Genomic DNA, 26,147 nt, shown 5'->3' with positions numbered 1-26,147 from the left:
GGGCCCCGTTTCCATTTGAGCCCGGCCTCAGCCGCGCATCAGCACCATGTTGTCGCGGTGGACCATTTCCGGCTCCGCCACATAGCCGAGCAGCCGCTCGAACTCCGACGAGGGCTTGCGGCACAGCAGCCGGGCCTCGACGCTCGAGTAATTGGCCAGGCCGCGGGCCAGCTCCACGCCATCGGCATCGCGCACGGCGATCACGTCGCCGCGTGAAAACTCGCCCGAAACACCGGTCATGCCGATCGGCAGCAGGCTCTTGCCCTCGGCGCGCACCTTGGCGGCCGCACCGGCATCGACGGTGACCGCGCCGCGCAGCTGCAGGTGGTCCGCCATCCAGCGCTTGCGCGCCTGGTGCTTGGCCGTCTGAGCCACCAGCAGCGTGCCGATGGATTCGCCGCCAACGAGGCGCAGCAGCGCATCGGGTTCTCGGCCCCAGGCGATCACGGTGGAGGCGCCCGAGCCGGCCGCGCGCTTGGCCGCAAGGATCTTGGTGATCATGCCGCCGCGGCCGAGGCTGGAGCCCGCCCCGCCCGCCATGGCTTCGAGCGCGGGGTCGCCGGCCGCCGCCTCGTGCACGAACTTCGCGTCCGGGTCCTTGCGCGGGTCGGCCGTGTAGAGGCCCTTCTGGTCCGTGAGGATCACCAGCGCATCGGCTTCGACCAGGTTGGCCACCAGCGCGCCCAGCGTGTCGTTGTCGCCAAACTTGATCTCGTCGTTGACGACCGTGTCGTTCTCGTTGATGACCGGCACCACGCCCAGCCCGAGCAGCGTGACGAGGGTCGAGCGCGCATTGAGATAGCGCTCGCGGTCGGCCAGGTCGGCGTGGGTCAGCAGCACCTGGGCGCTGCCGATCCGGTTCTCGCGCAGCTTGGTCTCGTACATCTGGGCCAGGCCCATCTGCCCGACGGCCGCGGCGGCCTGCAGTTCATGCACCTCGTGCGGCCGCGTGCGCCAGCCCAGGCGCTTCATGCCTTCGGCAATGGCGCCGCTGGACACCATCACGACTTCGCGGCCGCCCTGCACCAGCACCGCCAGCTGCCGGCACCATTCGCCGATCGCCGCCTCGTCGAGGCCACGCCCCTCGTTGGTCACGAGGCTGGAGCCCACCTTGACGACGATACGGCGGGCATCCCGCAAGGCAGTGGATCCGGAGTTCGAGGTCATGGGAGGCGTGGCGGTCGTGAATGCGGCGTGCGGAGCGTCAGGAGGAGGAAGTCGAGGGATCGGGCGGCAGCTCGACGAAGCGCGGATCGACCTCGACCGGCACGTGTTCCGCCGCCTGCTGCGCCTTGACCTGCTGGTACACGGCCTGCACCAGGTGCTCGCAGCCTTCGCGCGTGAGTGCGGAGATCTCGAACACCGGGCCCTTGAAGCGCAGGCGCTTGACGAAGTCCTTCACGCGCGCGGCGCGCTCGTCCGCGGGCACCATGTCGAGCTTGTTCAGCACCAGCCAGCGCGGCTTTTCATAGAGCGCGGCGTCGTACTTCTTGAGCTCGCCGACGATGGCCTTGGCCTGCGCAACCGGATCAACGCTGTCGTCGAACGGCGCCATGTCGATCACGTGCAGCAAGAGCCGTGTGCGCTGCAAGTGGCGCAGGAACAGGTGGCCGAGGCCCGCACCTTCGGATGCGCCCTCGATCAGGCCCGGCAGGTCGGCCACCACGAAGCTCTGCTCCGGGCCGACGCGCACGACACCGAGGTTCGGGTGCAGCGTGGTGAAGGGATAGTCGGCAATGCGCGGGCGCGCGTTCGAGATGGCGCTGATCAGGGTCGACTTGCCCGCATTCGGCATGCCCAGCAGGCCGACATCGGCGAGCACCTTGAGTTCGAGCTTGAGGCTCTTCTTCTCGCCCGGCCAGCCCGGGGTCTTCTGGCGCGGCGCGCGGTTGATGGCGCTCTTGAAGCGCATGTTGCCGAAGCCGCCGTCGCCGCCCTTGGCGATGGTGACGACCTCGCCTTCCTTCAGCAGTTCGTACAGCACCTCGCCGGTTTCGGCGTCGCTGATGATGGTGCCGACCGGCATCTTCAGCAGGATGTCGTCGCCCGCGGCGCCGAACATGTCGGAGCCCATGCCGTGCTCGCCGCGCTTGGCCTCGTGGCGGCGCGAATAGCGGAAGTCGACCAGGGTGTTGAGGTTGGAATCGGCCACCGCGTAGACATGGCCGCCGCGGCCGCCGTCGCCGCCGTTGGGGCCGCCGAATTCCTTGTATTTTTCATGACGGAACGACACGCAGCCGTTGCCGCCATCGCCCGCGGCGATGTCGATGAAGGCTTCGTCGACGAACTTCATGGGGTATCCAGTGTACAAATGAAGAAGCCCCGACAAAGCGGGGCTTCGAGCTGATCGAAGTGACTCGGGCTTATGCCGGGGTCACGTTGACCATGTGCTTGTTCAGTGCGCCCTTGACACCGAACGACACGTGGCCGTCAACCAGTGCAAACAGCGTGTGGTCCTTGCCCACGCCGACGTTCACGCCGGGGTGGAACTGGGTGCCGCGCTGGCGCACGATGATCGAGCCTGCGCTGATCAGTTCGCCGCCGAAGGCCTTCACACCGAGCATCTTGGGCTTGGAATCGCGCCCGTTTCGCGTTGAGCCGCCGCCTTTTTTCTGTGCCATGGAATCTGCTCCTTAGCCGGCGATCGCGCCGATTTGCAGTTCCGTGAACTGCTGGCGATGGCCTTGACGTTTCTGATAGTGCTTGCGACGGCGCATCTTGAAGATGCCGACCTTGTCGTGCTTGCCGTGCGACAGTACCGTGACTGTCACCGTTGCGCCGGACACCAGGGGCGTACCGATCTTGATTTCGCTGCCGTTGCCGACTGCAAGAACCTGATCGATCACGATTTCCTGGCCTACATCCGCAGCAATCTGTTCTACTTTAATTTTTTCGCCGGAAGCAACGCGATACTGCTTGCCGCCGGTTTTTATGACCGCGTACATGTGAACCTCTTAAGGAATGAGCTCTACGGCGAATTCCGCAGAGCCCTAGATTCTAGCACGGTTTGCACGCGCTAACATGGTTCGGGCCGGAGAGCCGCCGGGACGGCGCGCGCTCCTCCCTATAATCTGCGCCTTCCGGCCTTGTGCCGCTGCCACTTTCGCATTCAGACGCGCCGCGCGCAAACGCCTTGCCAGTTCACGCCGCCGATACCTCCCCCACCGCCACCGTGCTGGATTTGATCGCCGGCGACATGGTCGAAGTCGACCGTGTGATCGCGCAGCGCCTCGACACGGGCGTGCCTCTGGTCAGCCAGGTGTCGAAGTACATCATCTCGGCCGGCGGCAAACGCCTGCGCCCGGCGCTGCTGCTGCTCATGTCGGGCGCGCTCGGCTACACGGGCGAGCAGCGCTTCAACCTGGCGGCGGTGGTGGAGTTCATCCACACGGCCACGCTGCTGCATGACGACGTCGTCGACGAATCGACCCTGCGGCGCGGGCGCCCGACGGCCAACGAATCGTTCGGCAACCCGGCCAGCGTGCTGGTCGGCGACTTCCTCTATTCGCGCGCCTTCCAGATGATGTTGGATGCAAACAACATGCGCATCATGCAGATCCTGGCCGAGGCGACCAACGTGATCGCGGAAGGCGAAGTGCTCCAGCTGATGAACATGCACGACGCGACGCTGGACGAATCCGCCTACCTGCGCGTGATCCGCTCCAAGACCGCCAAGCTTTTCGAGGCCAGCACGCGGCTCGCCGCCGTGCTGGCGGGCGCCACGCCCGAGGTCGAGGAAGCCTGCGCCACCTACGGCCAGGCCCTGGGCACGGCCTTCCAGGTGATCGACGACGTGCTCGACTACGCCGGCGACGCGCACGAAACGGGAAAGAACGTGGGCGACGACCTGCGCGAAGGAAAAACCACGCTGCCGCTGATCTTCGCCATGCGGCGCGGCAGCCCCGCGCAGGCCGCGCTGGTGCGTGCGGCCATCGAGGCCGGCGACACCGCCCAGCTGGGCAAGATCGTCGAAATCGTCCACGCCACCGGCGCCCTGGAAGCCTCGCGCGCTGCCGCGGCCGACGAGGCAAAACGCGCAATTCACGCATTGCGCGACTTTCCGTCCAATTTGCATGCCGACGGTTTGCTACAATTGGCGGCTCAGTTGCTTGAGCGACGTGCCTGAACACCTCACAAGAGTTGGCAAGGACGAATTCTCTTTTTTTGCAACCAATCGGGGTGTAGCTTAGCCTGGTAGAGCGCTACGTTCGGGACGTAGAGGCCGGAGGTTCGAATCCTCTCACCCCGACCAGCCTTTGGCTGGCACAAATAATGCCCGTGCCTGTTGCTGCGTAGCGATTTACAGGGACGGGTGGTTCAGCGATGATCGTGAAGCACTTTTTCACATCTCTTGCAATTCGCTGAATGGCTGCTGCCGAACTTCCTGTTAAAGAAAACACGCAAATCGCCCTCCCGGGCCTTGCGCGTGCCTTGGTCTCTGCTGGCAAGCTTCCGGCGAAGACCGCGGAAGACATCTACCAGAAGTCGCTGAACGGCCGCACCAGCTTCATTGCCGAGCTGACCGGCAGCGGCGCCGTCTCGGCCGCCGACCTCGCCCACACGCTGTCCAGCGCCTTCGGTGCGCCGCTGCTCGACCTGGACGCCATCGATCACCAGCGCCTGCCCAAGGACCTGCTCGACCCGAAGCTGTGCCACGCCTACCGGATCGTGGTTCTCAGCAAGCGCAACAACCGTCTCATCGTTGCAACGGCCGACCCTTCGGACCAGCAGGCGGTGGAAAAGATCAAGTTCGCCTCCCAGATGGGTGTGGACTGGGTCATTGCCGAGTACGACAAGCTGTCGCGCATGATCGAGGCCGCCGCAGTCACCGCAGCGGAATCCATCAACAGCATCGTCGGTGCCGAGTTCGAGTTCGACGACGTCACCGCGGACACTTCGGGCGATGCCAACGAACAGGCCATCGCCGAGGTCGAGGACGCGCCGGTCGTGCGCTTCCTGCACAAGATGCTGCTCGACGGCGTCAGCATGCGGGCCTCGGACATCCACTTCGAGCCCTACGAGCACAACTACCGCGTGCGCTTTCGCATCGACGGCGAGCTGCGCGAGATCGCGAGCCCGCCCACGCTCATCAAGGACAAGCTGGCCTCGCGGATCAAGGTCATCTCGCGGCTCGACATTTCCGAGAAGCGCGTGCCGCAGGACGGCCGCATGAAGCTCAAGATCGGGCCCGACCGCGTCATCGACTTCCGCGTCAGCACGCTGCCCACGCTGTTCGGCGAGAAGATCGTGATCCGTATCCTCGACCCGAGCAGCGCGCGCCTGGGCATCGACGCCCTGGGCTACGACGCCGACGAAAAGGAGCGCCTGCTGCATGCGATCAGCCGCCCCTATGGCATGGTGCTGGTGACGGGCCCCACCGGTTCGGGCAAGACGGTGTCGCTCTACACCTGCCTGAACCTGCTGAACCAGCCGGGCGTCAACATCGCGACGGCGGAAGACCCCTCTGAAATCAACCTGCCGGGCGTCAACCAGGTGAACGTCAACGAGCGCGCCGGACTTACCTTCGCGGCGGCGCTGCGCGCCTTCCTGCGGCAGGATCCCGACATCATCATGGTCGGCGAAATCCGCGACCTCGAAACCGCCGACATCTCGATCAAGGCCGCGCAAACGGGCCACCTGGTGCTCTCGACGCTGCACACCAACGACGCGCCGACCACGCTCACGCGCATGCGCAACATGGGCATTGCGCCGTTCAACATCGCCTCCAGCGTGATCCTGATCACGGCGCAGCGGCTCGCGCGGCGCCTGTGCCACATGTGCCGCGCGCCGGCCGACGTGCCGCGCCAGGCGCTGCTCGATGCGGGCTTCAAGGAAGAACAGCTTGACGGTACCTGGAAGCCCTACCGGCCGGTCGGCTGCGCAGCGTGCAGCAATGGCTACAAGGGCCGGGTCGGCATCTACCAGGTGATGCCGATCTCGGAGGCGATCCAGGCCATCATCCTGCGCGACGGCAGCGCACAAGACATCGCGCGACAGTCCGAGGCCGAGGGCGTGCGCTCGCTGCGGCAGTCTGGCCTGAGAAAAGTCATGCAAGGGCTCACCTCACTCGAAGAAGTGGTGGCGGTCACGAACGAATAACGAACACACTGCAAGAAATCGGAGATCGAATGGCAACAGTGGCATCCACCCGCACCCCGAACACGCTCAAGGAATTTGTCTACGAGTGGGAGGGCAAGGACCGCAACGGCAAGCTGGTGCGCGGCGAGCTCCGGGCCGCCGGCGAGAACCAGGTGCAGGCCGCCCTGCGGCGCCAGGGGGTCCTCGCGTCCAAGATCAAGAAGCGCCGCATGCGCTCGGGCAAGTCCATCAAGCCCAAGGACATCGCGATCTTCACGCGCCAGCTCGCAACCATGATGAAGGCCGGCGTGCCGTTGCTGCAGTCGTTCGACATCGTGGGCCGCGGCAATGCGAACCCGAGCGTGGCCAAGCTGCTCAACGACATCCGCAGCGACGTGGAGACCGGCACCTCGCTGTCATCCGCCTTCCGGAAGTTTCCAAAGTACTTCGACAACCTCTACTGCAACCTGGTGGAAGCCGGCGAAGCGGCCGGTATCCTGGAAGACCTGCTGGACCGGCTGGCCACCTACATGGAGAAGACCGAGGCGATCAAGTCGAAGATCAAGTCGGCGCTGATGTATCCCACCTCCGTGGTGGTGGTTGCGTTCGTGGTGGTGGCCATCATCATGATCTTCGTGATCCCGGCCTTCAAGCAGGTGTTCACCTCGTTCGGCGCCGACCTGCCCGCGCCCACGCTGTTCGTGATGGCGATGAGCGAATTCTTCGTCTCCTACTGGTGGCTGATCTTCGGCGTGATCGGCGGCGGCACCTACTTCTTCCTGCAGGCCTGGAAGCGCAACGAGCGCGTGCAGCGGGTCATGGACCGTGCGCTGCTGCGCGTGCCGATCTTCGGCACGCTGATCGAGAAGTCGTGCGTGGCCCGCTGGACCCGCACCCTTGCCACCATGTTCGCCGCCGGCGTTCCGCTGGTCGAGGCGCTCGACTCGGTGGGCGGCGCCTCGGGCAACACCGTCTACGGCGACGCCACGGCCAAGATCCAGCAGGAGGTCTCGACCGGCACGAGCCTCACGACGGCCATGACCAACGTCAACCTGTTCCCCTCGATGGTGATCCAGATGACGGCGATCGGCGAGGAGTCCGGCTCGATCGACCACATGCTCGGCAAGGCCGCCGACTTCTACGAGTCCGAGGTGGACGACATGGTGGCCGGCCTGTCGAGCCTGATGGAGCCCATCATCATCGTGTTCCTGGGCGTGATCATCGGCGGCATCGTGGTGTCGATGTACCTGCCGATCTTCAAGTTGGGCCAGGTCGTTTGATGCTGGTGTCGCAGGAGTTCGACGCCGCGTTCGCCGGCGTCCTCGGGTTGCTGGTCGGCAGTTTTCTCAACGTGGTGATCTACCGCACCCCGGTCATGATGTACCGGAGCTGGCTGGCCGACGCGGTGGCCAACCTGATGTCGTCCAAGGACGTTCCGTCGCTCTGGTCGCTGGTGTTCGGGCCGAAGGCGCAGCCCCCGGCCGGGCTCGAGGCCGCGGCGGACAAGGCGGCCGTGGCCATCGAGGCGCTGCCGCCGTTCGATCTGACCCGGCCTGCCTCGCGCTGCGGCGCCTGCGGCCACAAGATCCGCTGGTACCAGAACATTCCGGTGCTGAGCTACCTGGTGCTGCGGGGCCGCTGCGCCGCCTGCGGCACGCCGATCAGCCCGCGCTATCCGCTGGTCGAACTGGTGACCGGCGCGCTGTTCGCGCTGTGCGCCTACCGCTTCGGCCTCACGCCCACCGGCGCGCTCTGGGCGGCGTTCGCGGCGTTCCTGGTCTGCCAGTTCCTGATCGACTTCGACACCCAGTTCCTGCCCGACGCGCTCAACTATCCGCTGCTCTGGCTCGGGCTCGTCGGCGCGGCCATGGGCTGGACCGGCACCGCGCTGAGCTCGGCGGTCTGGGGCGCCGTGTTCGGCTACCTGAGCCTGTGGCTTGTGTACCATGGCTATCGCCTGGCCACGGGCAAGGAAGGCATGGGATATGGCGACTTCAAACTGCTGGCGGCGCTCGGCGCCTGGCTCGGGGCCGACTACCTCATTGCCATCATCCTCGTCTCATCGCTGGTGGGCGCCGTGATCGGCATCACGCTGCGTCTTGTCGGGAAGCTGGCGCACAAGGACATTCCCATGGCCTTCGGTCCCTTTCTGGCCGGTGCCGGCCTGGTCTGCCTGGTGGCGGGCCCGGAGCTCGTGAGGCAATGGATTCCCTTCGCCTTCCCGCTCGGCGCATTCGCTCGCTGAGGAGCGCGTGATGCGGCGCATCGGCCTGACGGGCGGCATCGGGAGCGGCAAGAGCACGGTCGCGGCCCTGCTGGTCGCCGAAGGCGCCGTGCTGGTCGACACCGACGCCATCGCACGCCGCATTGCGCTGCCCGGAGGCATCGCGATGCCGGCCGTCGAGGCCGCCTTCGGGCCCACCGTCATCGCGGCGGACGGCGGACTCGACCGCGCAGCGATGCGGCAGCTCGTGTTCGCCGACAACAGCGCCAAAAAGCGCCTCGAATCGATCCTGCATCCGCTGATCGGCGCCGAGACGGAACGCATGGCCTCCAACGCCGGCCCGGACGCGGTGGTGGTCTTCGATGTGCCGCTGCTGGTCGAATCCGGCCGCTGGCGGGCCCTGGTCGACCGGGTGCTGGTGGTCGATGCCACCGAGCAAACACAGCTGCGGCGCGTCGTGGCGCGCTCCGGCTGGACGCCCGAGGCGGTGCGCGCGGTGATCGCCCAGCAGGCGCCGCGCGGGCTGCGCAGGACGGCCGCGGACGCGGTCATTTTCAACGAGTCGCTCTCGCTGGAGGAACTCGCTGCAGAGGTCCGGAGTCTCTGGAAGCGGTGGGTCCCGCCCGGCACGCGATAATCCGGGACTGGCCGCCAGAGCGGCCGCATAACGACCAAGACAAAAAAGGCGCTCGCCGGAGTGCCCTCACCTCCTGCGATGCTTTTCAATTCGTATCCCTTCATTTTTGTCTTCTTCCCGCTGGTACTGATCGGGTTCTTCCTGATCGGCAAGCGCAACGCCCGGTCCGCCGCAGGCTTCCTTGCCCTGGCTTCGCTGTTCTTCTACGGCTGGTGGAGCGTCAAGGCGCTTCCGCTGCTGGTGGCGTCGATCTGCATCAACTACTGGTTCGGGCTGCGCCTGTCGCCCGCGCCGGGCCGGGACGACCGCAAGCGCAAGTCGCTGCTGGTGGCGGCGCTGGTGGTCAACCTGGGCGTGCTCGCGGTCTTCAAGTACGCCAACTTCTTCGTTTCGAACGTGAACGACGGGCTGGCCGCAGCGGGCCTGTCGCAGATCCCGCTGCTGCACATCGTGCTGCCGATCGGCATCTCGTTCTACACCTTCACGCAGATCGCCTTCCTGGTCGACTGCTGGCAGGGCAAGGTGCATGAGCGCAGCTTCATCCACTACGTGCTGTTCGTCACCTACTTTCCGCACCTGATCGCGGGCCCGGTGCTGCACCACGCGCAGATGATGCCGCAGTTCGCCAACGCGGCCACCTACCGGTTCGACCCCAACAAGGTGGCGCTCGGCATTGCGATCTTCACCTTCGGCCTCGCCAAGAAGCTGCTGATCGCCGATCCGGTGGGGCAGTACGCCGACATGATGTTCAACGGCGTGCACAAGGGCATCGAGCCCACGCTCTACACCGCGTGGTTCGGCGCGCTCGCCTACACGCTGCAGATCTATTTCGACTTCTCGGGCTATTCGGACATGGCGGTCGGCCTGTCGCTGTGCCTGGGCGTGCAGCTTCCGCTCAACTTCCGCTCGCCCTACAAGTCGACCAACATCATCGAGTTCTGGCGGCGCTGGCACATCTCGCTGTCGAACTTCCTGCGCGACTATCTCTACGTGCCGCTGGGCGGCAACCGCAAGGGCCCGGCCCGGCGCTACCTGAACCTGTTCCTCACGATGCTGCTGGGCGGGCTCTGGCACGGCGCCGCATGGACCTTCGTGATCTGGGGCGCGCTGCATGGCGTGTTCCTGATGATCAACCACCTCTGGAACGCCAAGGTGCGGCGCAACATTCCGGCAGGGCCGGTCGCGCGCGTGCTGGGCTGGTTCCTGACCTTCCTGTGCGTGGTACTGGCCTGGATCGTGTTCCGCGCCGATGGCGTCCACACGGCCATGGCCATCTACAAGGGCATGCTCGGCCTGCACGGCGCACCGCCTTCCGCGTTCAGCGAGTTCGGGCCGGTTCCGTTCCGCAAGCCCGAGTTCTTCCAGACCATGCTCGTGGGCATCGTGATCTGCCTCGCATTGCCGCCGACGATCACGCTCGAGCGCTGGATTCCCCACCCGAAGGCGGTGGCCGGCCAGCGCGTCATGGCGTGGTGCTCCTCGGCCGTGCTGGCGATCGGTACCTTCGCGCTCTTCGCCTGGTGCGTCTCGAAGCTGGGCAACTACAGCCCGTTCCTCTACTTCCAATTCTGATTCGACATGACGACGCCCGCGAAAGTCTGGCTGCGGTTCTTCCTGATCGGCTACATCGTCCTGATGGCGCTGTGGATCGTTTCGCTCACCAGCCCCGTGCCTTACGGCGACCTCACGCGGATCGGCCGCCTGTCCGAGCGCGAATTCGGCTGGACCGCCCCGCCGCCCAAGGTCGACCCCGCCTATCTCAAGGGCACGCCGGTGGACCAGGCCGACATCATGGTGATCGGCGACAGCTTCTCCATGACCTTCCGCTGGCAGTCGGTGCTTGCCAAGGCCGGCTACCGCGTCACGACCACCTATTGGGGCCAGTACGAGAACGCGCTGTGCAGCGACTTCGACCAATGGATCGAGCGCACGGGCTTCAAGGGCAAGCTGATCATCATCGAGAGCGTGGAACGCCTGCTCGGCGACCGCACCAAGGACAGCATGAAGTGCCAGAAGATGATCCGGCCCTACGACGCCATGGACCATCCGCTGATCACGCCCGACGAGACCGTGCCCAGCCCCGCGCCCAACTGGAACGTGCAGTTCCTGACCGGCATCACGACCTACTACAACACCTGGAAAGCGAAAAAGTCTGCAACAGACATCCACTTCGACTGGAACACCTGGGTGCGCCCGGTGCCCGACGGTTGCAAGCTCTTCTCCCACCGCCTGTGCGACAAGATGCCCTTTTTCGCTGAAGATGACGACAATGGGCCGCTGACCCTTGCGCACCTGGAATGGATGAAGAATTTCACAAAGGCGCACAGCAAGCTTCCTATCATGTGGATGGTGATTCCCAACAAGACCACCGTGTACCTGAAGCCCGACTACTCGAAGGATTTCGAAGCCGGGTTCCGCACCTCCGGGCTGGCGGGACCGGATCTCTACGCGTTCACGCGCGAGAAGCGCACGCAGATCCACGATTTCTATTTTTCGAACGACACCCACATGTCCATGCATGGCCAGCTCGCGCTGGGAGAACGCATGCTGGCGGCCGTGCGCGAGGTGGTGCCGACGCCTCCCTCGAAATCGCCCTGAAGCTATGATGGCTCGACAGGAAAGCTATAGAACCGCGTGATCCTCTACGAGTACCCCTTCAACGAGCGCATCCGCACCTACCTGCGGCTGGAGCACCTGTTCCGCCGCCTCGGGGAGCTGGTGCCCTCGGAGTCCGCGCTCTCGCACCACTACGCCCTGGTCACGATCTTCGAGATCATGGATGTCGCCGCGCGCGCCGACCTCAAGGCCGACGTGATGCGCGACCTGGACAAGCACAAGAACGTCTTCAACAGCTACCGCGGCAATCCGGCCATTGCCGAGGCCGTGCTCGACCAGGTGGTCGGCCAGCTCGAACGCAACTTCGCCACCCTCAATGCCGTTGCCGGCAAGGCCGGCCAGTCGCTGACCGAGAACGAGTGGCTCATGAGCATTCGCAGCCGCGCGGGCATTCCGGGCGGCACCTGCGAATTCGACCTGCCCGCCTACTACGCCTGGCAGCACCGCAGCGCGGCCAGCCGCCGCGCCGACCTCGAACGCTGGTCGGCCACGCTTTCGCCGCTGGCCGAATCCATCTACCTGCTGCTCAAGCTGCTGCGCGATGCCGATGTGCCCTACAAGGTCATCGCCACCGGCGGACAATTCCAGCAGAACCTGCCGCAGGGGCGCAGCTTCCAGTTGCTGCGCCTGCGCATCGATCCGCAGCTGGGGCTGATTCCCGAAATCAGCGGCAACCGGCTCATGGTGTCGGTGCGGATGATGCGGCACGAAGCCGACGACCGCCTGCACCCGAGCAGCGACGACGTCGCATTCGAACTCACGCTCTGCGCCTGAGCCGCCGGCTCGTCTCCAGGGCGCGCACCGCAGGGCAAGCACGAAGGTTATCCATCCCATGAGCGACGTGAACAAGATCGGCGAGCGGATCGTCCGCTGCCCCTCGTGTGGCGGCGACAGTGTCTACGCCGAACGCAACCCCTTTCGCCCCTTCTGCAGCGCACGCTGCAAGGGCATCGACTTCGGCGCCTGGGCCAGCGAGGAGTTCCGGATGCCGGCCGAAGCGCCGGCCGACGACGAGCCTTTCGGCGATCCGAAGAAAGTCCAGTAGGCGCGCTACGGCTGCGGCGCGAGCAGGACGCCGTCCAGATAGTCTGCGTATTGGCGCACGTAGGCCGGGCGCAGATGCTCCCGGTCCTTGTAGACCGGCGCGTCGTCCGGCGTTGCACGCAGGCACTGCCCGCCGCTGCAAAGCCTGGCCATCACGTCGATGGGCTCCGCGCCGCTCGCCCGCGCCAGCGCCTTCAGCTGCTCGTTGAGCCGCGCCTGCTCCGGCGGCAGCGGCGCCGTGGGCGTGCTGCGCAATGCCACCATCCGGCCCATGCGGCTGCCTTCGATGAGGCGCCGCGGCTCGAACTCGGGACCGCTGGCGTTGTCCAGCAGCAGGTAGACCTTCTTCTTTTGCCGCACCAGTTCGGCCAGCAGCTGCTCGAGCGAGGCCAGCGAACGGCCGAGGCCTTCGCCGCCGTTGTTCACGAGGTAGGCTGCATCGCCTTCGCGGAAGTAGAAGGGCAGCGCGAAGTTGCCCGTGAAATAGCAGTTCCAGCAGGCCCCGACCACCACCGTGTCGATCCGCGGATCGAGCGCCAGCGCCAGCATCTCGTCGCGCGCCTTTTCGCAGCCCGGGTTGCCTTCGGCGACCATGCCGGGCACCGGCGGGCAGGCGCCATAGGTCGAGAAGTACGTCGTCGCCACGCGCGCGGGCGCGCTGCCCGCGAGCGCCAGGGCGCGGGGTGCGTACTGCAGGATGTGGCTGTCGCCGATCAGCAGGACCGTGCGCGGCCCGCTGCCCACGCGCTTGACCGGATAGGCGCCGATCTTCTGCTGCTCGAAGCCGGCGTAGTAGTTGTCGTCCACGGTGGCGTCGGTCACCTTGCGCAGCAGGTCGCTGCCGTTGCGCGGCGGCATGCCGCCCAGCGCCAGCAGGCCGGCCACTGCAATCGCCATGCTGCCGGCCACCAGCGAACGCAGCATGCCCACCTGGGTCCGCGCGCGGGTGAAGCGCTCGACGAAGCGATAGGTGAGCCAGGCCAGCGCCATGCTCGCCAGCACGAGGCAGGCGCGGATCCACGCCGCCGGCTCGCCCTCTTCCACGATGCGCGCATACACCAGCAGGGGCCAGTGCCACAGGTAGAGCGGATAGCTGATGAGCCCGATCCACACCATCGGCCGGCTCGCAAGCACATGCCTGTTGAGCAGGCCGGCAGGCCCGGCCGCGATGCAGCTCGCGGCGCCCAGCGTGGGCAGCAGCGCCCACCAGCCTGGAAAGGCCTTGTCGCTGCGGGTCATCACGAGCCCGAGCACGATCAGCCCCACGCCCAGGCAGGACTGCAGGTGGCTGCGCCAGGCCGGCGCCGGCGCCGGCGCCGGCGCCTTGCCCGCGGCCTTGAGGCGCATGCAGGCCAGGATGCCACCCACCATCAGTTCCCAGAAGCGCGAAGCGGGCGAATAGAAGGCCGCCGTGCGATAGGGATGGATGGTCAGCACATTGACGAGAAAAGATGCCACCGCAAGCACCCAGAGCAGCCGAAGGACCGGCCAGCGCCGGCGCCAGGCCAGCGCAAGCAGCAGGGGCCAGAAGATGTAGAACTGCTCCTCGATGCCCAGCGACCACAGGTGCAGCAGCGGCTTGGTTTCGGCCGCCGTGTCGAAGTACCCGGCCTCGCTCCAGAAGACGAAGTTGGCGATGAAGGCGGCGCCGCCCGCTGCCTGCTTGCCGAGTTCCGTGAACTCCCTGGGCAGCAGCGCATACCAGCCGAAGCCGAGCGTGGCCAGCAGCACCAGCGTGAGCGCCGGAAAGATCCGCCGGATGCGGCGTGCGTAGAAGTCGCGGTAGCTGAAGTCGCCCGCCGCGTGGCTCTGCATGATGATGGTCGTGATCAGGAAGCCCGAGATCACGAAGAAGATGTCGACCCCGATGAAGCCCCCCGGCAGCGCATCGGGAAACGCATGGAAGGCCAGCACCGAGGCCACCGCCACGGCGCGCAGGCCGTCGATGTCGGGGCGGTACTTGGGGTGCATCATGTGGTGCTTCAGGCCCGCGGCGCCGGCTGCACGCGCTCGTCCGCCTGCGCGGCCCCGTCCATCAGGCCAGCGTCGAGACCGCCAGCGCCGCCGAGGCCGGCAGGCCGCGCTCCTGGGTCAGCCATTCGAGCACCGGCAGGGCGCCCGGCAGCACCGGCGCCACGTCCAGCGGCAGCTGCTGCCAGCGCATGGCCTGGCCTTCGCGCATTTCGAACTCGCCGCTCCAGGCCGTGACCTTGCACCAGTGCAGCCGCACCAGCGCATGCGGGTAGTCGTGCTCGGTGACCTTCCAGACCTCGGCCCCCGCAATGGTGATGCCGAGTTCTTCTTCCAGCTCTCGGCGCAGTGCCTGCTCCACCGTTTCGCCCGCTTCGATCTTGCCGCCCGGAAACTCCCAGAAGCCCGCATAGGCCTTGCCCTCGGGGCGGGTGGACAGCAGCAGCGCACCGTCGGCCGGCCGGATCAGCACGCCGACGGCCACCTCGGTGTGCTTGCGGCCTTGCGGCTGGCTGCTCATGCCGTGGCCCGTCCGGCGTAGTCACGCGCGAACTGGTAGGCCACGCGGCCGCTGCGCGAACCGCGCTCGAGCGCCCAGACCAGCGCCTCGGGCCGCGCCGCCTCGATGGCGGCGGTGTCGACGCCGAACGACGACAGCCACTGCGCGACGATCGCCAGGTATTCGTTCTGGCTGAACGGATAGAAGCTGACCCAGAGGCCGAAGCGCTCCGACAGCGAGATCTTTTCCTCGATCACCTCGCCGGGATGGACTTCGCCGTCCTCGGTGTGGGTGTAGCTGAGGTTGTCCTTCATGTATTCCGGCAGCAGGTGGCGCCGGTTGCTGGTCGCGTAGATCAGCACGTTGGGCGTGGCCGCGGCGATCGAGCCGTCGAGAATGGACTTGAGCGCCTTGTAGCCCGGCTCGCCCTCGTCGAAGCTCAGGTCGTCGCTGAACACGATGAATTTTTCGGGCCGCTGCGACACCACCTCGACGATGTCGGGCAGGTCGGTGAGTTCGGCCTTGTCGACCTCGATCAGCCGCAGCCCCTGCGGCGCATAGGCCTGCAGGCAGGCGCGGATGAGCGACGACTTGCCCGTGCCGCGCGCGCCGGTCAGCAGCACGTTGTTGGCCGGCTTGCCTTCGACGAACTGGCGCGTGTTGCGCTCGATCTTTTCCTTCTGGGCGTCGATTTCCTTCAGGCTGTCGAGCGCCATGGCGGCCACGTGCTTGACGGGCTCGAGCACGCCGTGGCCCGAGCTGCGGCGGCGGTAGCGCCAGGCGATCGAGGCGTTCCAGTCGGCAGGGGCGGCCAGCGGCTGGGGCAGGATCGATTCGATGCGGCCGATCAGCTGCTCGGCGCGCTCGATCAGCTTTTCGAACTTTTCGTTCATCGACGACCGCCCGGCCGCCCGAAGGGCGTTGAGCGCCCCCTCGGGGGGCAGCGAAGACACGAAGTGCGTAGCGTGGGGGCCATCATGACCTGTAGTCGGCGTTGATCGTGACGTACTCGTGGCTGAAGTCGCAGGTCCACACGGTTTCGCTGGCATTGCCGCGGCCCAGGCCGATGCGCACCGTGATCTCGCTCTGCTTCATCACGCGCTGGCCGTCTTCCTCGCGGTAGGACGGGTTGCGCCCGCCCTTGACGGCCACGTGCACGTCGTCGAGGAACAGGTCGATACCGGTCTGGTCGAGATCCTCGATGCCCGCGTAACCCACGGCCGCGAGGATGCGGCCGAGGTTCGGGTCGCTCGCATAGAAGGCCGTCTTGACCAGCGGCGAATGGGCCACGGCATAGGCCACCTGCCTGCACTCGGCGGCATTGCGGCCGCCCTCGACCTGGATGGTGATGAACTTGGTCGCGCCCTCGCCGTCGCGCACGATGGCCTGCGCGAGCAGGCGCGCGACGTTCTGCATGGCCTCGACCAGGGCCTTGCCCCCGGGCGAATCGAGCGAGCTGATGGCGGCGTGCGCGGCCTTCTGGGTGGCGATGACCACAAAGGAATCGTTGGTCGAGGTGTCGCCGTCGATGGTCACGCGGTTGAACGAGGCATCGGCCAGCCGCCTGGCCAGCGGCTGGATCAGCGCGGGATCGATCTTGGCGTCGGTCGCCATGAAGCCCAGCATGGTCGCCATGTTCGGGCGGATCATGCCGGCGCCCTTGCTGATGCCGGTGATGGTGACGGTGGCGCCGCCGACCTGGACCCGCTGGCTGAACGCCTTGGGGATGGTGTCGGTGGTCATGATGCCTTCGGCCGCGCGCGCCCAGTGGTTCTCCGAGGCGTCGGCCAGCGCGGCGGGCAGGCCGGCTTCGATGCGGTCCACCGGCAACGGCTCCATGATCACGCCGGTGGAGAACGGCAGGATCTGCTCGGGCGCGATCTCCAGCTGGCGCGCGAGCGCAATGCAGGTGGAGCGCGTGCGCATCAGGCCGTCTTCGCCGGTGCCGGCGTTGGCATTGCCGGTGTTGATGACCATGGCGCGGATGCCGTAGTTGGCTGCCAGGTGGTCGCGGCAGACCTGCACCGGCGCTGCGCAGAAGCGGTTCTGGGTGAACACGCCGCCGACCGCGGAGCCTTCGTCGATCAGCACGACGGTCAGATCCTTGCGGTTGGCCTTGCGCACACCCGCTTCGGCCACGCCGATGCGGACGCCGGGCACCGCGAACAAGGCGGCAGGATCAGGGGCGGACAGGTTCACGGGCATGGCGGTTTTCTCTTCTCGGAAGGGAGTTTCTGGGTCAGCTGAGCTTGCCGTGGCAGTGCTTGTACTTCTTGCCGCTGCCGCAGGGGCAAGGGTCGTTCCGGCCGACACGGGCGAAGGCCGCGGCCTCGGCACCGAGCGTGCCCAGCCCCAGCCCGGCGGCCGCGATGCGGCGCTGGTTTTCCTCATCCAGCCGCACCTCGACCTCGCCGGTTTCGGTGGGCGCGCTGTAGGTGATGTTCGACACGTTCTCGCCGCGGCTCTCGAGCGCTTCCGCGGCTTCCTCGAGCTGCTCGCCCGACTGCACGCGCACCGTCATGAGCTGGCGCGTGACTTCGTTCTTGACCGAATCGAGCAGCTGGCCGAAGAGTTCGAAGGCCTCGCGCTTGTACTCCTGCTTGGGCTGCTTCTGCGCATAGCCGCGCAGGTGGATGCCCTGGCGCAGGTAGTCGAGCGAGGCCAGGTGCTCGCGCCAGTGCGTGTCGATGCTCTGCAGCAGCACCATGCGTTCGAACTGGGTGAAGTTTTCCTGGCCGATCAGCGCCACCTTGGCATCGAAGCTGTCGTTGGCGGCCTTCACCACCATGTCGACGATGTCCTCGTCGCTCACCGCCTCGGCCGCCTCGACCTGCTGCTTCAGGGGCATGTCGATGCCCCATTCGTTGGAAAGCGTCTTCTCCAGGCCCTGCAGGTCCCACTGCTCCTCGACCGATTCGGCCGGCACGTACTGCCGCACGAGGTCGGTGAAGCAGCCTTCGCGCAGCGCCGCGATCTGCGCCGAGAGGTCGGCCGCGTCGAGGATGTCGTTGCGCTGCTGGTAGATCACCTTGCGCTGGTCGTTCGAGACGTCGTCGTACTCGAGCAGCTGCTTGCGGATGTCGAAGTTGCGCGCCTCGACCTTGCGCTGCGCGCTCTCGATGCTGCGCGTGACGATGCCCGCTTCGATGGCCTCGCCATCGGGCATCTTGAGGCGGTCCATGATCGCCTTCACGCGGTCGCCCGCGAAGATGCGCATCAGCGGATCGTCCAGGCTCAGGTAGAAGCGCGAGGAGCCCGGGTCGCCCTGGCGGCCCGAACGTCCGCGCAGCTGGTTGTCGATGCGGCGCGACTCATGGCGTTCGGTCGCGATGATGCGCAGGCCGCCCAGGGACTTGACGAACTCGTGGTCCTTGGTCCATTCGGCGCGCACGTGCGCGATGTCGGCTGCCTTGGTGGCTTCGTCGCGGCCTTCGTCGTTCTCGATGGCCTCGATCATCTTCTCGATGTTGCCGCCCAGCACGATGTCGGTGCCGCGGCCGGCCATGTTGGTCGCGATGGTGATCATCTTCGTGCGGCCGGCCTGCGCCACGATGTCGGCTTCGCGCGCATGCTGCTTGGCGTTGAGCACCTGGTGCGGCAGGCCCGCCTGCGTGAGCAGGCCGTCGATGATCTCGGAGTTCTCGATCGACGAGGTGCCCACCAGCACGGGCTGGCCGCGCTCGTAGCATTCGCGGATGTCCTGGATGGCCGCTTCGTATTTCTCGCGCGTGGTCTTGTAGACGCGGTCGAGCTGGTCGTCGCGCTTGCTGATGCGGTTCGGCGGGATGATGACCGTCTCGAGGCCGTAGATTTCCTGGAACTCGTAGGCCTCGGTGTCGGCCGTGCCGGTCATGCCGGCCAGCTTGCTGTAGAGGCGGAAGTAGTTCTGGAAGGTGATGGAGGCCAGCGTCTGGTTCTCGGCCTGGATCTGCACGCCTTCCTTGGCTTCCACGGCCTGGTGCAGGCCGTCGCTCCAGCGGCGGCCGGTCATGAGGCGGCCGGTGAATTCGTCGACGATGACCACTTCGCCCTGCTGCACCACGTAATGCTGGTCGCGGTGGTACAGGTGCCGCGCACGCAGCGCGGCGTTCAGGTGATGCATCAGCGTGATGTTGGCCGGGTCGTAGAGCGAAGCGCCCTCGGGCAGCAGCTTGAATTCGCCCAGCAGCTGCTCGGCCTTCTCGTGGCCGTCCTCGGTGAGGAACACCTGGTGGGTCTTCTCGTCGACCGTGAAGTCGCCCGGCACCGTGACGCCCTCGCCCGTGCGCGGATCGGCCTCGCCTTCCTGCTTGGTCAGCAGGGGCACCACCTTGTTGATGGCCAGGTAGAGGTCGGTGTGGTCTTCGGCCTGGCCGCTGATGATCAGCGGCGTGCGGGCCTCGTCGATCAGGATGGAGTCCACCTCGTCGACGATGGCGTAGTTCAGCACGCGCTGCACCCGGTCACCGGGCTCGTACACCATGTTGTCGCGCAGGTAGTCGAAGCCGTACTCGTTGTTGGTGCCGTAGGTGATGTCGCTGGCGTAGGCCTGCTGCTTTTCCTCGCGCGGCATCTGCGGCAGGTTGATGCCCACCGTGAGGCCCAGGAAGTTGTACAGGCGGCCCATCCACTGGGCGTCGCGGTTGGCGAGGTAGTCGTTCACCGTGACCACGTGCACGCCCTTGCCGGACAGCGCGTTCAGGTACACCGGCAGCGTGGCCGTGAGGGTCTTGCCCTCGCCGGTGCGCATTTCGGCGATCTTGCCGTTGTGAAGGGCCATGCCGCCGAGCAGCTGCACGTCGAAGTGGCGCATCTTCATGACGCGCTTGGAGCCTTCGCGCACGGTGGCGAAGGCTTCGGGCAGCAGGTCGTCGAGGCTTTCGCCCTTGGCGATGCGGTCCTTGAACTCCTGGGTCTTGGCGCGCAGCCCATCGTCGCTGAGCTTCTCGAATTCGGGTTCGAGTGCATTGATGCGCTCCACCGTCTTGCGATACTGCTTGAGGAGCCGGTCGTTGCGACTGCCGAAAATCTGGGTCAGGAAGTTGGTTGCCATTGGCGTGGAGATGGGCGTGCACCTGACCAGGCAGGCACTGCGACCGGATTCCCTAAGATATGGTGAAAGCAGTTGGGCGCATCTTCTTCGAATGCAAGCTCCGAAGAAGGCAAGCGGCTCCAGACCGGATCTGCCGGCGCAAGCGTCGGCAAACCGGGCATTTTAGCTGCCCTTGTTCCACCCTCCGGATTACCCATGAATCGCCGTTCCGTCCCCCCCTTCACGCTGCAGCAGGCCGCCGAAGGTTCGCCCACCCTGGCGAGCCTGATCGCCCGTGCGCGCGACGCGAGCGAGCGGCTGCGGGCGGTCGAGGGGCTGATTCCGCCGGCCATGCGACCGGCCGTGCAGGCCGGCCCGGCCGAAGGCGACGTGTGGTGCCTGCTGGTCAACGGCAGCGCGGCCGCCGCCAAGCTGCGCCAGCTGTCGCCGATGCTGGTCAGCCGGCTGCGCAGCAAGGGCTGGGACGTGAACACGATCCGGATCAAGGTGCAATCCGGGCGTTGACCGGAACGAACGGGCCCAGGCCTGCCGCCAGCTACTTCCACCCGAACTCGTGGTTCAGCCCGACGACGAAGCCGCGCACGCCGCCGGGCCCCGTCCTGGAGGCGCTCACATCCACGCTGACCTGCGGCGTGAGGCTGAAGCGCCCGCCGACGCGCGAAGTCCACACACCCGAAGCGCGGCTGCGCTCGGCGATCAGCGAGACCTTGTCATCGAGCGCCCACTCCGCCGCCAGCCCGCCGCGCGGCGTGCGCGCGCCCGTGCCGGTGGCCCAGTCGGCGCCGAGGTTGGCATGGATCTGCAGGCTGTCCGCGGGACGCCAGGTGACCGGCAGCACCAGTTGCCCGCCGGCACGGCCGCCGCGCCTGAGGTCGAACACGGCGCCGAGCGACAGCGCCGCGCTCAGCGGCGCATCGGCCGCAGCTCCGTAGAAATTCCATTTGAGCTGCGGCCCCGCAATGACCGAGTGCACGCCCTGCGCCGACAGCCGGTCGGCATTGAGCCCGAGCTCGACCGGCCCGACACGGCAGGACGGACCGATGTGCAGCCCGTTCACCGGTTCGGTGCCGGTGCGGCCCCACCAGGCTTCGTACTGGCACTGGCCCGGATCGAGCATGCCGGCGTCGTCGACGTCGAAATGGCCTGCCGCATGCGCACCCGCGCTTGCCACCAGGCAGGCCGCCACCCACGGCCAGGCAGGTTGCGGCCGTCGAATGGTTGTTGTTCTGCGTCTGTTCTTTTTCATCGCCCGTCATCCCGAAGTCCCCGGCATTCTAGGGAGGGCAAAAGTCGCCGCGGCGGCGCGGCGCCCGCGGGGCCGATTCTCAGATCTCGAACTGCGGCTGCAGCTCGCGGATGCGCTTGATGGCCACGCCCGCGGCGGCGGTGCGGGTCTCGACGCCGAGCTTCACGTACACCCGCTCCAGGTGCTTCTTGGCCGTGGCGGGGCTGCTGCCCAGGATCTCGCCGATGTCCTTGTTGGTCTTGCCCTTGACCACCCAGTAGAGCACTTCGGCCTCGCGCGCCGTAAGCTTCAGGCTCAGGCTCATGGCCTCGATCACGGCGGTGTCGGAGACCTCGCGCATGACGATCATCCATTCGTCGCCGTCGTCGTCCTGCCCGGTCTGCCGATGCAGGCGCAGACTCAGGCTGCTCGCGCTCGCGCCCTGGGACGGGCCGGCGGAACCCTGCACGATGGAAAGCGCCGGCGGCTCGATGCCCTGCTGCCTGGCCTCGGGCGCATGGCGCCGCAGCCATTCGAGCACCACCGGCGGCGTCTCGGGCGCGCGGGTGTCGCAGTAGCGCTGCAGCAGCTCGCGCGCGAGCGCCGTCTGCCAGATCAGCTTGCCCTCGGGCAGGCGCACCGTGATGCTCGCGTAGCCGAAGGCGTCGAGCGCATTGCGCGCCTGGCCGGCCTGGCGCGCGTCCTGCCGGGCGCGGCGGGCGCCCTGCAGGTGCACGTTCATTCGGGCCAGCACTTCCTTGGGTTTGATCGGCTTGGTGACGTAGTCGACGCCGCCGGCCTCGAGCGCGGCCACCAGGTGCTCGGTTTCGGTGAGGCCGGTCATGAACACGATGGGGATGTGCGCCGTCGCGGCATCGGCCTTGAGCCGGCGCGCCACCTCGAAGCCGTCGATGCCCGGCATCATCGCGTCGAGCAGCACGATGTCGGGGCGCGCCTGCGCGGCGCGCTGCAGCGCCTGTTCGCCGTTGGTGGCAATGAGCACGGTGTAGCCCGACTCGTCGAGCGCATCGTGCAGCACCGCGAGGTTGTCGGGCACGTCGTCGACGATCAGCACCAGGTCGCTGTTGGCGCCCTGTTCGCGCAGCGTTCTTGCAAGCGGTGTGGTTTCCATGGACTTGTTGTTCTTCAGGCCGCGCTGACCGCGGCAGCCAGCGCCCGGCTCATGGCCTCGAACTGGAACTGGCGCGCGAGCACGCGCTGCGCCTCGGTCCAGGCCAGGCATTCGGGCTCTTCGGTATCGATCTCGTCGAGCTGGTTCATGATGCCGCGAAAGTAGCCCAGGTTCACCGCTTCGTCGAGTGCGCGCAGCCGCGCCAGCGAAGGCGCCCGCATGGCGCGCGCCGCGGCGGTGGGCGCGGGCTTGGCCGCCGTGTCGGTCCACCGCAGGCCGAGGCGGCGCTCGAGCCAGTCGAGCAGTTCCGTGTGGCGCACCGGCTTGACGAAGAAATCTTCGGGCGCAATGCCCACGTCGTTCTCCAGGCCCTTGTCGAAGGCATTGGCCGAGACGATGGCCACGCAGGCATCGGCCAGCCCGAGCCTGCGCGCGCGGCGGATCGTCTCCCAGCCATCGATGCCCGGCATCGCGAGGTCGACGAACATCGCATCGGGGCGGTAGCCGGCCGCGACGAGGTCGAGTGCATCGTGGCCGCTGGCGGCGCTGCGCAGCTCGAAGCCGAGCGGCGCCAGCACGTGGCCGAGCAGTTCGCGGTCGGCCTCCTCGTTGTCGACCACCAGCAGCCGCCGGCGCGGGCCTTCGTAGCCGCGCCGCGCAGGCTGCAGCGGCACCGGCCGGCCCGGGGCGCCGGCCGCATCGTGCACGCGCGGCAGGAAGAGCCGCACGCAGAAGAGCGAACCTTCGCCCGGGGTGCTGCGCACCTTCATCTCGCCGCCCATCAGGTCGGTCAGCATCTTGGCGATGGTGAGGCCCAGCCCCGCGCCAGGCGTGGAGGCCGCGGCCGCATCGCCGCGCGTGAAGGGCTCGAAGATGCGCTCGATGTCTTCGGCCGTCATGCCGGGGCCGGTGTCCTCGATCTCGACTGAGGCGAATTCGCGTGCATAGGACAACCTCAGCGTCACCTCGCCCGCGGCCGTGAACTTGATGGCATTGCCCAGCAGGTTGATGAGGATCTGGCACACGCGCTTCTCGTCGGCGCGCACCACCTCGGGCAAGCTGCCCGTGGTCTCGAAGCGGAAGCGCAGGCCCTTCTCGGCCGCCTGCAGCTCGAACATGTCGGCCAGCTCGCGCAGGGTGTCGGCAAAACGCATGGGCCTGGCATGCAGCGTGAGCTTGCCGGCCTCGATGTGCGCAATGGCCAGCGTGCCCTCGATGAGCGACAGCAGATGCTCGCCGCCGCGCTTGATCACCGCCACCGCCTGCTGGCGGTGCGGCGGCACGGACTGGTCCTCGCCCATCAGCTGCGCGTAGCCCAGGATGCTGTTGAGCGGTGTGCGCAGTTCATGGCTGATGGCACTGATGTAGCGGCTCTTGGCCTGGTTGGCCTGGTCGGCGGCGCGCCGCGCCTGCTCGGCCGCGAGCTTGGCCTGCTCGGCGACTTCGCGCGCCTCCTCCGCGGTCTGCTTGGCCGACTGCAATGCGCGGTCGGTCGCGCGGTGCAGTTCGATCTCTCGCATCAGCAGATGGGTCTGGCGGTTCGATTCTTCCTGCGCGACTCTCCGGCTCTGGTGCGCCAGCACCAGCCACCAGGCCACCACGCCCGCAATCACCAGCAGCGCCATGTACGCCTTCAGAAAGCCCGAGCGCAGCGCCGACTGCTGCACGCCGGCCAGCGCCTCGGCCAGTTCCGACTGCGAGGCGAGCTGCTGCGCGCTCTCGGCCAATGCGCGCAGCTCCTGCTGGTAGAGCACGCCGAACACCACCGCCAGCACCGGCACGATGATCAGCATCAGCAGCAGGAAGTGCCCCAGCCCGGTGTCGAGGTAGCGCCAGCTGAAGCGCGGCAGCAGCCAGCGCAGCACCGACGACCATTGCGCCGACAGGCTCGCATGCGGCTTGCACAGGTCGCCGCAGCGCGCGTCGAGCGTGCAGCACAGCGAGCAGATTGCGCCCTGGTAGGCCGGGCAGTGGGCCATGTCGGGGCCTTCGTACTCACGCTCGCAGATCACGCAGTGCTGCACTTTGAGGCGCTGGTAGCTGCCTTCCGCGCCACCCTCGTCCACGGCATGCTCGACCCGTGCCCAGCGCACCGCGCGCGGGCCCGCGGCCGGCGCGAAGGCGACTGCGCCATGGCCGGCCGAGCCCCGCGCCAGGTAGTACTTGCCGCCCGTGGCCCAGGCCAGCAGCGGCGAAACCACCAGCGCCGTGCCCAGCGCGATGAGCGCCGAGAAAGCCTGCGCGAGCGGCCCGAACACGCCCAGGTGCGCGGTGATCGACAGCACCGAGGCCAGCGCCATCGCGCCGACGCCCACCGGATTGATGTCCCACAGGTGGGCCCGCTTGAACTCGATGCCCGGCGGCGACAGGCCCAGCGGCTTGTTGATGACCAGGTCGGCCACCACCGCCATCATCCAGGCGATGGCGATGTTGGCGAACAGGCCGAGCACGTCGCCCAGCGCCTCGAACACGTTCATCTCCATCAGCATGAAGGCAATGAGCGCGTTGAACACCACCCACACCACGCGCCCCGGATGGCTGTGCGCCACGCGCGAGAAGAAATTGCTCCAGGCCAGCGAGCCCGCATAGGCGTTGGTCACGTTGATCTTGAGCTGCGAGATCACCACGAACAGCGCGGTCGCGGCCACGGCCCAGCCGTAGTTCGGAAACACGTACTCGTAGGCCGCCAGGTACATCTGGTTGGGATCGACCGCCCGCTCGACCGGCACCATGTGCGTGATCGCCAGATAAGCCAGCAGCGCGCCGCCCAGCATCTTGACCACGCCCAGCACCACCCATCCCGGCCCGCCGGCCAGCACGCCGGCCCACCAGCGCCGCGCACCCGCGGCGGTGCGCGCGGGCATGAAGCGCAGGTAGTCGGCCTGTTCCCCCATCTGGGTGATCAGCGCGATGCCGACCGTCAGCGCCGCGCCAAACAGGTGCAGGTCGAAGCCTTTGGCGCCGGCCTTCACACCGTTGTAGTGCACGATGCCCGCGAACGCACCAGGATCGCGCACCAGCACGAAGACAAAAGGCACCACCAGCATCACCAGCCAGAGCGGCTGGGTCCACAGCTGCAGCCGGCTGATGGCCGAGACGCCGTGCGTCACCAGCGGAATCACCACCAGCGCGCACACCAGGTAGCCCCAGACCGGCGGCACGCCGAGCGCGAGCTCGAGCGCATAGGCCATCACCGCCGCTTCGAGCGCGAAGAAGATGAAGGTGAACGATGCGTAGATCAGCGAGGTGAGCGTGGAGCCGATGTAGCCGAAGCCCGCGCCGCGCGTGAGCAGGTCCATGTCGACCCCGTAGCGCGCGGCATACACGCTGATCGGCAGGCCCGCCAGGAAGATGATGAGCCCGGTGGCCACGATGGCCCAGAACGCGTTGGCGAAGCCGTACTGCACCAGCAGCGTCGCGCCCACCGCCTCCAGCACCAGGAACGAGGCCGCACCGAAGGCCGTGTTGGCCACGCGCCATTCGGACCACTTGCGAAAGCGCTGCGGCGTGTAGCGCAGCGCGTAGTCCTCGAGCGTCTCGCTCGCCACCCAGCTGTTGTAGTCGCGCCGCACCTTGACGATGCGCTGGGGCGCGTCATCGGGGCTGGAGGTGGCGGCATCGGGATTCACACCGTTTCGGTGCATCTTTCGTGCCATCCATACGTCTTTTGGCGAACACCGGCACGACTG

Annotated in this window: 22 protein-coding genes and 1 tRNA gene; 11 read left to right on the top strand and 12 right to left on the bottom strand. The window is 67.0% G+C overall.

Annotation, left to right across the window (positions count from 1 at the left end; translation table 11 throughout):
- Positions 1–27: 27 nt before the first annotated feature.
- From proB to rplU, 4 genes are all read right to left on the bottom strand, one after another.
- Entirely contained in the window at positions 28–1,167 is a 1,140-nt protein-coding gene (gene proB, locus FB547_RS06175; protein WP_145740454.1) for a glutamate 5-kinase, read from the bottom strand.
- 37 nt (positions 1,168–1,204) lie between these two features.
- Complete coding sequence (gene cgtA / locus FB547_RS06170; RefSeq protein ID WP_145740452.1) at positions 1,205–2,293, bottom strand: Obg family GTPase CgtA; 1,089 nt, start codon at positions 2,291–2,293, stop codon at positions 1,205–1,207.
- 70 nt (positions 2,294–2,363) lie between these two features.
- On the bottom strand, positions 2,364–2,621 hold the full coding sequence (gene rpmA, locus FB547_RS06165; RefSeq protein ID WP_015866991.1) for a 50S ribosomal protein L27: 258 nt from the start codon (positions 2,619–2,621) through the stop codon (positions 2,364–2,366).
- Between the two features lie 12 nt (positions 2,622–2,633).
- Positions 2,634–2,945: a 50S ribosomal protein L21 gene (gene rplU / locus FB547_RS06160; RefSeq protein WP_015866992.1), complete on the bottom strand. Its 312-nt coding sequence runs from the start codon at positions 2,943–2,945 to the stop codon at positions 2,634–2,636.
- 188 nt (positions 2,946–3,133) lie between these two features.
- On the opposite strand from rplU, the gene FB547_RS06155 reads away from it, so the two are divergent.
- The 10 genes from FB547_RS06155 (at position 3,134) to FB547_RS06110 (ending at position 12,600) form a co-directional block, all read left to right on the top strand.
- Positions 3,134–4,126, top strand: coding sequence for a polyprenyl synthetase family protein (locus FB547_RS06155; protein WP_145740450.1), 993 nt, complete (start codon positions 3,134–3,136; stop codon positions 4,124–4,126).
- Positions 4,127–4,175: 49 nt separating this feature from the next.
- A tRNA-Pro gene (locus FB547_RS06150) sits at positions 4,176–4,252 on the top strand.
- A 113-nt stretch (positions 4,253–4,365) separates the two neighbouring features.
- Complete coding sequence (gene pilB / locus FB547_RS06145; RefSeq protein WP_145740448.1) at positions 4,366–6,099, top strand: type IV-A pilus assembly ATPase PilB; 1,734 nt, start codon at positions 4,366–4,368, stop codon at positions 6,097–6,099.
- Positions 6,100–6,128: 29 nt separating this feature from the next.
- Entirely contained in the window at positions 6,129–7,358 is a 1,230-nt protein-coding gene (locus FB547_RS06140; protein WP_145740446.1) for a type II secretion system F family protein, read from the top strand.
- Positions 7,358–8,323 carry a prepilin peptidase gene (locus tag FB547_RS06135; RefSeq protein WP_145740443.1) on the top strand — a complete coding sequence of 322 codons (966 nt, stop codon included), beginning with the start codon at positions 7,358–7,360 and terminating at the stop codon, positions 8,321–8,323. The genes FB547_RS06140 and FB547_RS06135 overlap by 1 nt, the downstream gene beginning before the upstream one ends.
- Positions 8,324–8,333: 10 nt before the next feature.
- Positions 8,334–8,939 carry a dephospho-CoA kinase gene (gene coaE, locus FB547_RS06130; protein ID WP_145740442.1) on the top strand — a complete coding sequence of 202 codons (606 nt, stop codon included), beginning with the start codon at positions 8,334–8,336 and terminating at the stop codon, positions 8,937–8,939.
- Between the two features lie 78 nt (positions 8,940–9,017).
- On the top strand, positions 9,018–10,511 hold the full coding sequence (locus tag FB547_RS06125) for an MBOAT family O-acyltransferase (protein ID WP_145740440.1): 1,494 nt from the start codon (positions 9,018–9,020) through the stop codon (positions 10,509–10,511).
- A 6-nt stretch (positions 10,512–10,517) separates the two neighbouring features.
- The gene (locus FB547_RS06120) at positions 10,518–11,537 is read left to right on the top strand and encodes a hypothetical protein (protein ID WP_145740438.1); all 1,020 of its coding nucleotides are present in this window, start codon (positions 10,518–10,520) and stop codon (positions 11,535–11,537) included.
- A gap of 36 nt (positions 11,538–11,573) precedes the next feature.
- A complete protein-coding gene (gene zapD / locus FB547_RS06115) occupies positions 11,574–12,329 on the top strand; it encodes a cell division protein ZapD (RefSeq protein ID WP_018906807.1) in 756 nt (251 codons plus the stop codon).
- A gap of 58 nt (positions 12,330–12,387) precedes the next feature.
- On the top strand, positions 12,388–12,600 hold the full coding sequence (locus tag FB547_RS06110; protein WP_145740436.1) for a DNA gyrase inhibitor YacG: 213 nt from the start codon (positions 12,388–12,390) through the stop codon (positions 12,598–12,600).
- Positions 12,601–12,605: 5 nt separating this feature from the next.
- On the opposite strand, the gene FB547_RS06105 is transcribed toward FB547_RS06110, so the two are convergent.
- The 5 genes from FB547_RS06105 to secA all read right to left on the bottom strand — a co-directional run bounded on the left by FB547_RS06105 (position 12,606) and on the right by secA (position 20,101).
- Positions 12,606–14,573: an acyltransferase family protein gene (locus tag FB547_RS06105; protein ID WP_145740434.1), complete on the bottom strand. Its 1,968-nt coding sequence runs from the start codon at positions 14,571–14,573 to the stop codon at positions 12,606–12,608.
- Between the two features lie 61 nt (positions 14,574–14,634).
- Positions 14,635–15,090 (bottom strand): (deoxy)nucleoside triphosphate pyrophosphohydrolase, encoded by a 456-nt coding sequence (locus tag FB547_RS06100; protein ID WP_145740432.1) that lies wholly within the window; start codon positions 15,088–15,090, stop codon positions 14,635–14,637.
- A complete protein-coding gene (locus FB547_RS06095; protein ID WP_145740429.1) occupies positions 15,087–15,962 on the bottom strand; it encodes an ATP-binding protein in 876 nt (291 codons plus the stop codon). Before FB547_RS06095 ends, FB547_RS06100 begins: the two co-directional genes overlap by 4 nt.
- Positions 15,963–16,044: 82 nt before the next feature.
- Entirely contained in the window at positions 16,045–17,274 is a 1,230-nt protein-coding gene (gene argJ, locus FB547_RS06090; RefSeq protein ID WP_145740428.1) for a bifunctional glutamate N-acetyltransferase/amino-acid acetyltransferase ArgJ, read from the bottom strand.
- A gap of 34 nt (positions 17,275–17,308) precedes the next feature.
- Positions 17,309–20,101, bottom strand: a complete 2,793-nt coding sequence (secA, locus tag FB547_RS06085; RefSeq protein WP_145740426.1) for a preprotein translocase subunit SecA — start codon at positions 20,099–20,101, stop codon at positions 17,309–17,311.
- A gap of 195 nt (positions 20,102–20,296) precedes the next feature.
- On the opposite strand from secA, the gene FB547_RS06080 reads away from it, so the two are divergent.
- A complete protein-coding gene (locus tag FB547_RS06080) occupies positions 20,297–20,605 on the top strand; it encodes a DciA family protein (RefSeq protein ID WP_145740424.1) in 309 nt (102 codons plus the stop codon).
- A 31-nt stretch (positions 20,606–20,636) separates the two neighbouring features.
- On the opposite strand, the gene FB547_RS06075 is transcribed toward FB547_RS06080, so the two are convergent.
- The 3 genes from FB547_RS06075 to FB547_RS06065 form a co-directional block, all read right to left on the bottom strand.
- Positions 20,637–21,347 (bottom strand): hypothetical protein, encoded by a 711-nt coding sequence (locus FB547_RS06075; protein ID WP_261380226.1) that lies wholly within the window; start codon positions 21,345–21,347, stop codon positions 20,637–20,639.
- 79 nt (positions 21,348–21,426) lie between these two features.
- Positions 21,427–22,458 (bottom strand): response regulator transcription factor, encoded by a 1,032-nt coding sequence (locus FB547_RS06070; protein ID WP_145740422.1) that lies wholly within the window; start codon positions 22,456–22,458, stop codon positions 21,427–21,429.
- Positions 22,459–22,472: 14 nt separating this feature from the next.
- Complete coding sequence (locus FB547_RS06065; RefSeq protein ID WP_145740420.1) at positions 22,473–26,102, bottom strand: ATP-binding protein; 3,630 nt, start codon at positions 26,100–26,102, stop codon at positions 22,473–22,475.
- Positions 26,103–26,147 lie beyond the last annotated feature (45 nt).

The organism is Variovorax beijingensis, assembly GCF_007828835.1.
Classification (GTDB): Bacteria; Pseudomonadota; Gammaproteobacteria; order Burkholderiales; family Burkholderiaceae_C; genus Variovorax; species Variovorax beijingensis_A.
This window is presented reverse-complemented; position numbering and strand designations above follow the sequence as displayed.

Bases quoted from the DNA above. Each gene is read 5' to 3' on its own strand.
- proB (WP_145740454.1), bottom strand. From the start codon at position 1,167: ATGACCTCGAACTCCGGATCCACTGCCTTGCGGGATGCCCGCCGTATC.
- cgtA (WP_145740452.1), bottom strand. From the start codon at position 2,293: ATGAAGTTCGTCGACGAAGCCTTCATCGACATCGCCGCGGGCGATGGC.
- rpmA (WP_015866991.1), bottom strand. From the start codon at position 2,621: ATGGCACAGAAAAAAGGCGGCGGCTCAACGCGAAACGGGCGCGATTCC.
- rplU (WP_015866992.1), bottom strand. From the start codon at position 2,945: ATGTACGCGGTCATAAAAACCGGCGGCAAGCAGTATCGCGTTGCTTCC.
- pilB (WP_145740448.1), top strand. From the start codon at position 4,366: ATGGCTGCTGCCGAACTTCCTGTTAAAGAAAACACGCAAATCGCCCTC.
- FB547_RS06140 (WP_145740446.1), top strand. From the start codon at position 6,129: ATGGCAACAGTGGCATCCACCCGCACCCCGAACACGCTCAAGGAATTT.
- FB547_RS06135 (WP_145740443.1), top strand. From the start codon at position 7,358: ATGCTGGTGTCGCAGGAGTTCGACGCCGCGTTCGCCGGCGTCCTCGGG.
- coaE (WP_145740442.1), top strand. From the start codon at position 8,334: ATGCGGCGCATCGGCCTGACGGGCGGCATCGGGAGCGGCAAGAGCACG.
- FB547_RS06125 (WP_145740440.1), top strand. From the start codon at position 9,018: ATGCTTTTCAATTCGTATCCCTTCATTTTTGTCTTCTTCCCGCTGGTA.
- FB547_RS06120 (WP_145740438.1), top strand. From the start codon at position 10,518: ATGACGACGCCCGCGAAAGTCTGGCTGCGGTTCTTCCTGATCGGCTAC.
- FB547_RS06110 (WP_145740436.1), top strand. From the start codon at position 12,388: ATGAGCGACGTGAACAAGATCGGCGAGCGGATCGTCCGCTGCCCCTCG.
- FB547_RS06105 (WP_145740434.1), bottom strand. From the start codon at position 14,573: ATGATGCACCCCAAGTACCGCCCCGACATCGACGGCCTGCGCGCCGTG.
- FB547_RS06100 (WP_145740432.1), bottom strand. From the start codon at position 15,090: ATGAGCAGCCAGCCGCAAGGCCGCAAGCACACCGAGGTGGCCGTCGGC.
- FB547_RS06095 (WP_145740429.1), bottom strand. From the start codon at position 15,962: ATGAACGAAAAGTTCGAAAAGCTGATCGAGCGCGCCGAGCAGCTGATC.
- argJ (WP_145740428.1), bottom strand. From the start codon at position 17,274: ATGCCCGTGAACCTGTCCGCCCCTGATCCTGCCGCCTTGTTCGCGGTG.
- secA (WP_145740426.1), bottom strand. From the start codon at position 20,101: ATGGCAACCAACTTCCTGACCCAGATTTTCGGCAGTCGCAACGACCGG.
- FB547_RS06080 (WP_145740424.1), top strand. From the start codon at position 20,297: ATGAATCGCCGTTCCGTCCCCCCCTTCACGCTGCAGCAGGCCGCCGAA.
- FB547_RS06075 (WP_261380226.1), bottom strand. From the start codon at position 21,347: ATGAAAAAGAACAGACGCAGAACAACAACCATTCGACGGCCGCAACCT.
- FB547_RS06070 (WP_145740422.1), bottom strand. From the start codon at position 22,458: ATGGAAACCACACCGCTTGCAAGAACGCTGCGCGAACAGGGCGCCAAC.
- FB547_RS06065 (WP_145740420.1), bottom strand. From the start codon at position 26,102: ATGCACCGAAACGGTGTGAATCCCGATGCCGCCACCTCCAGCCCCGAT.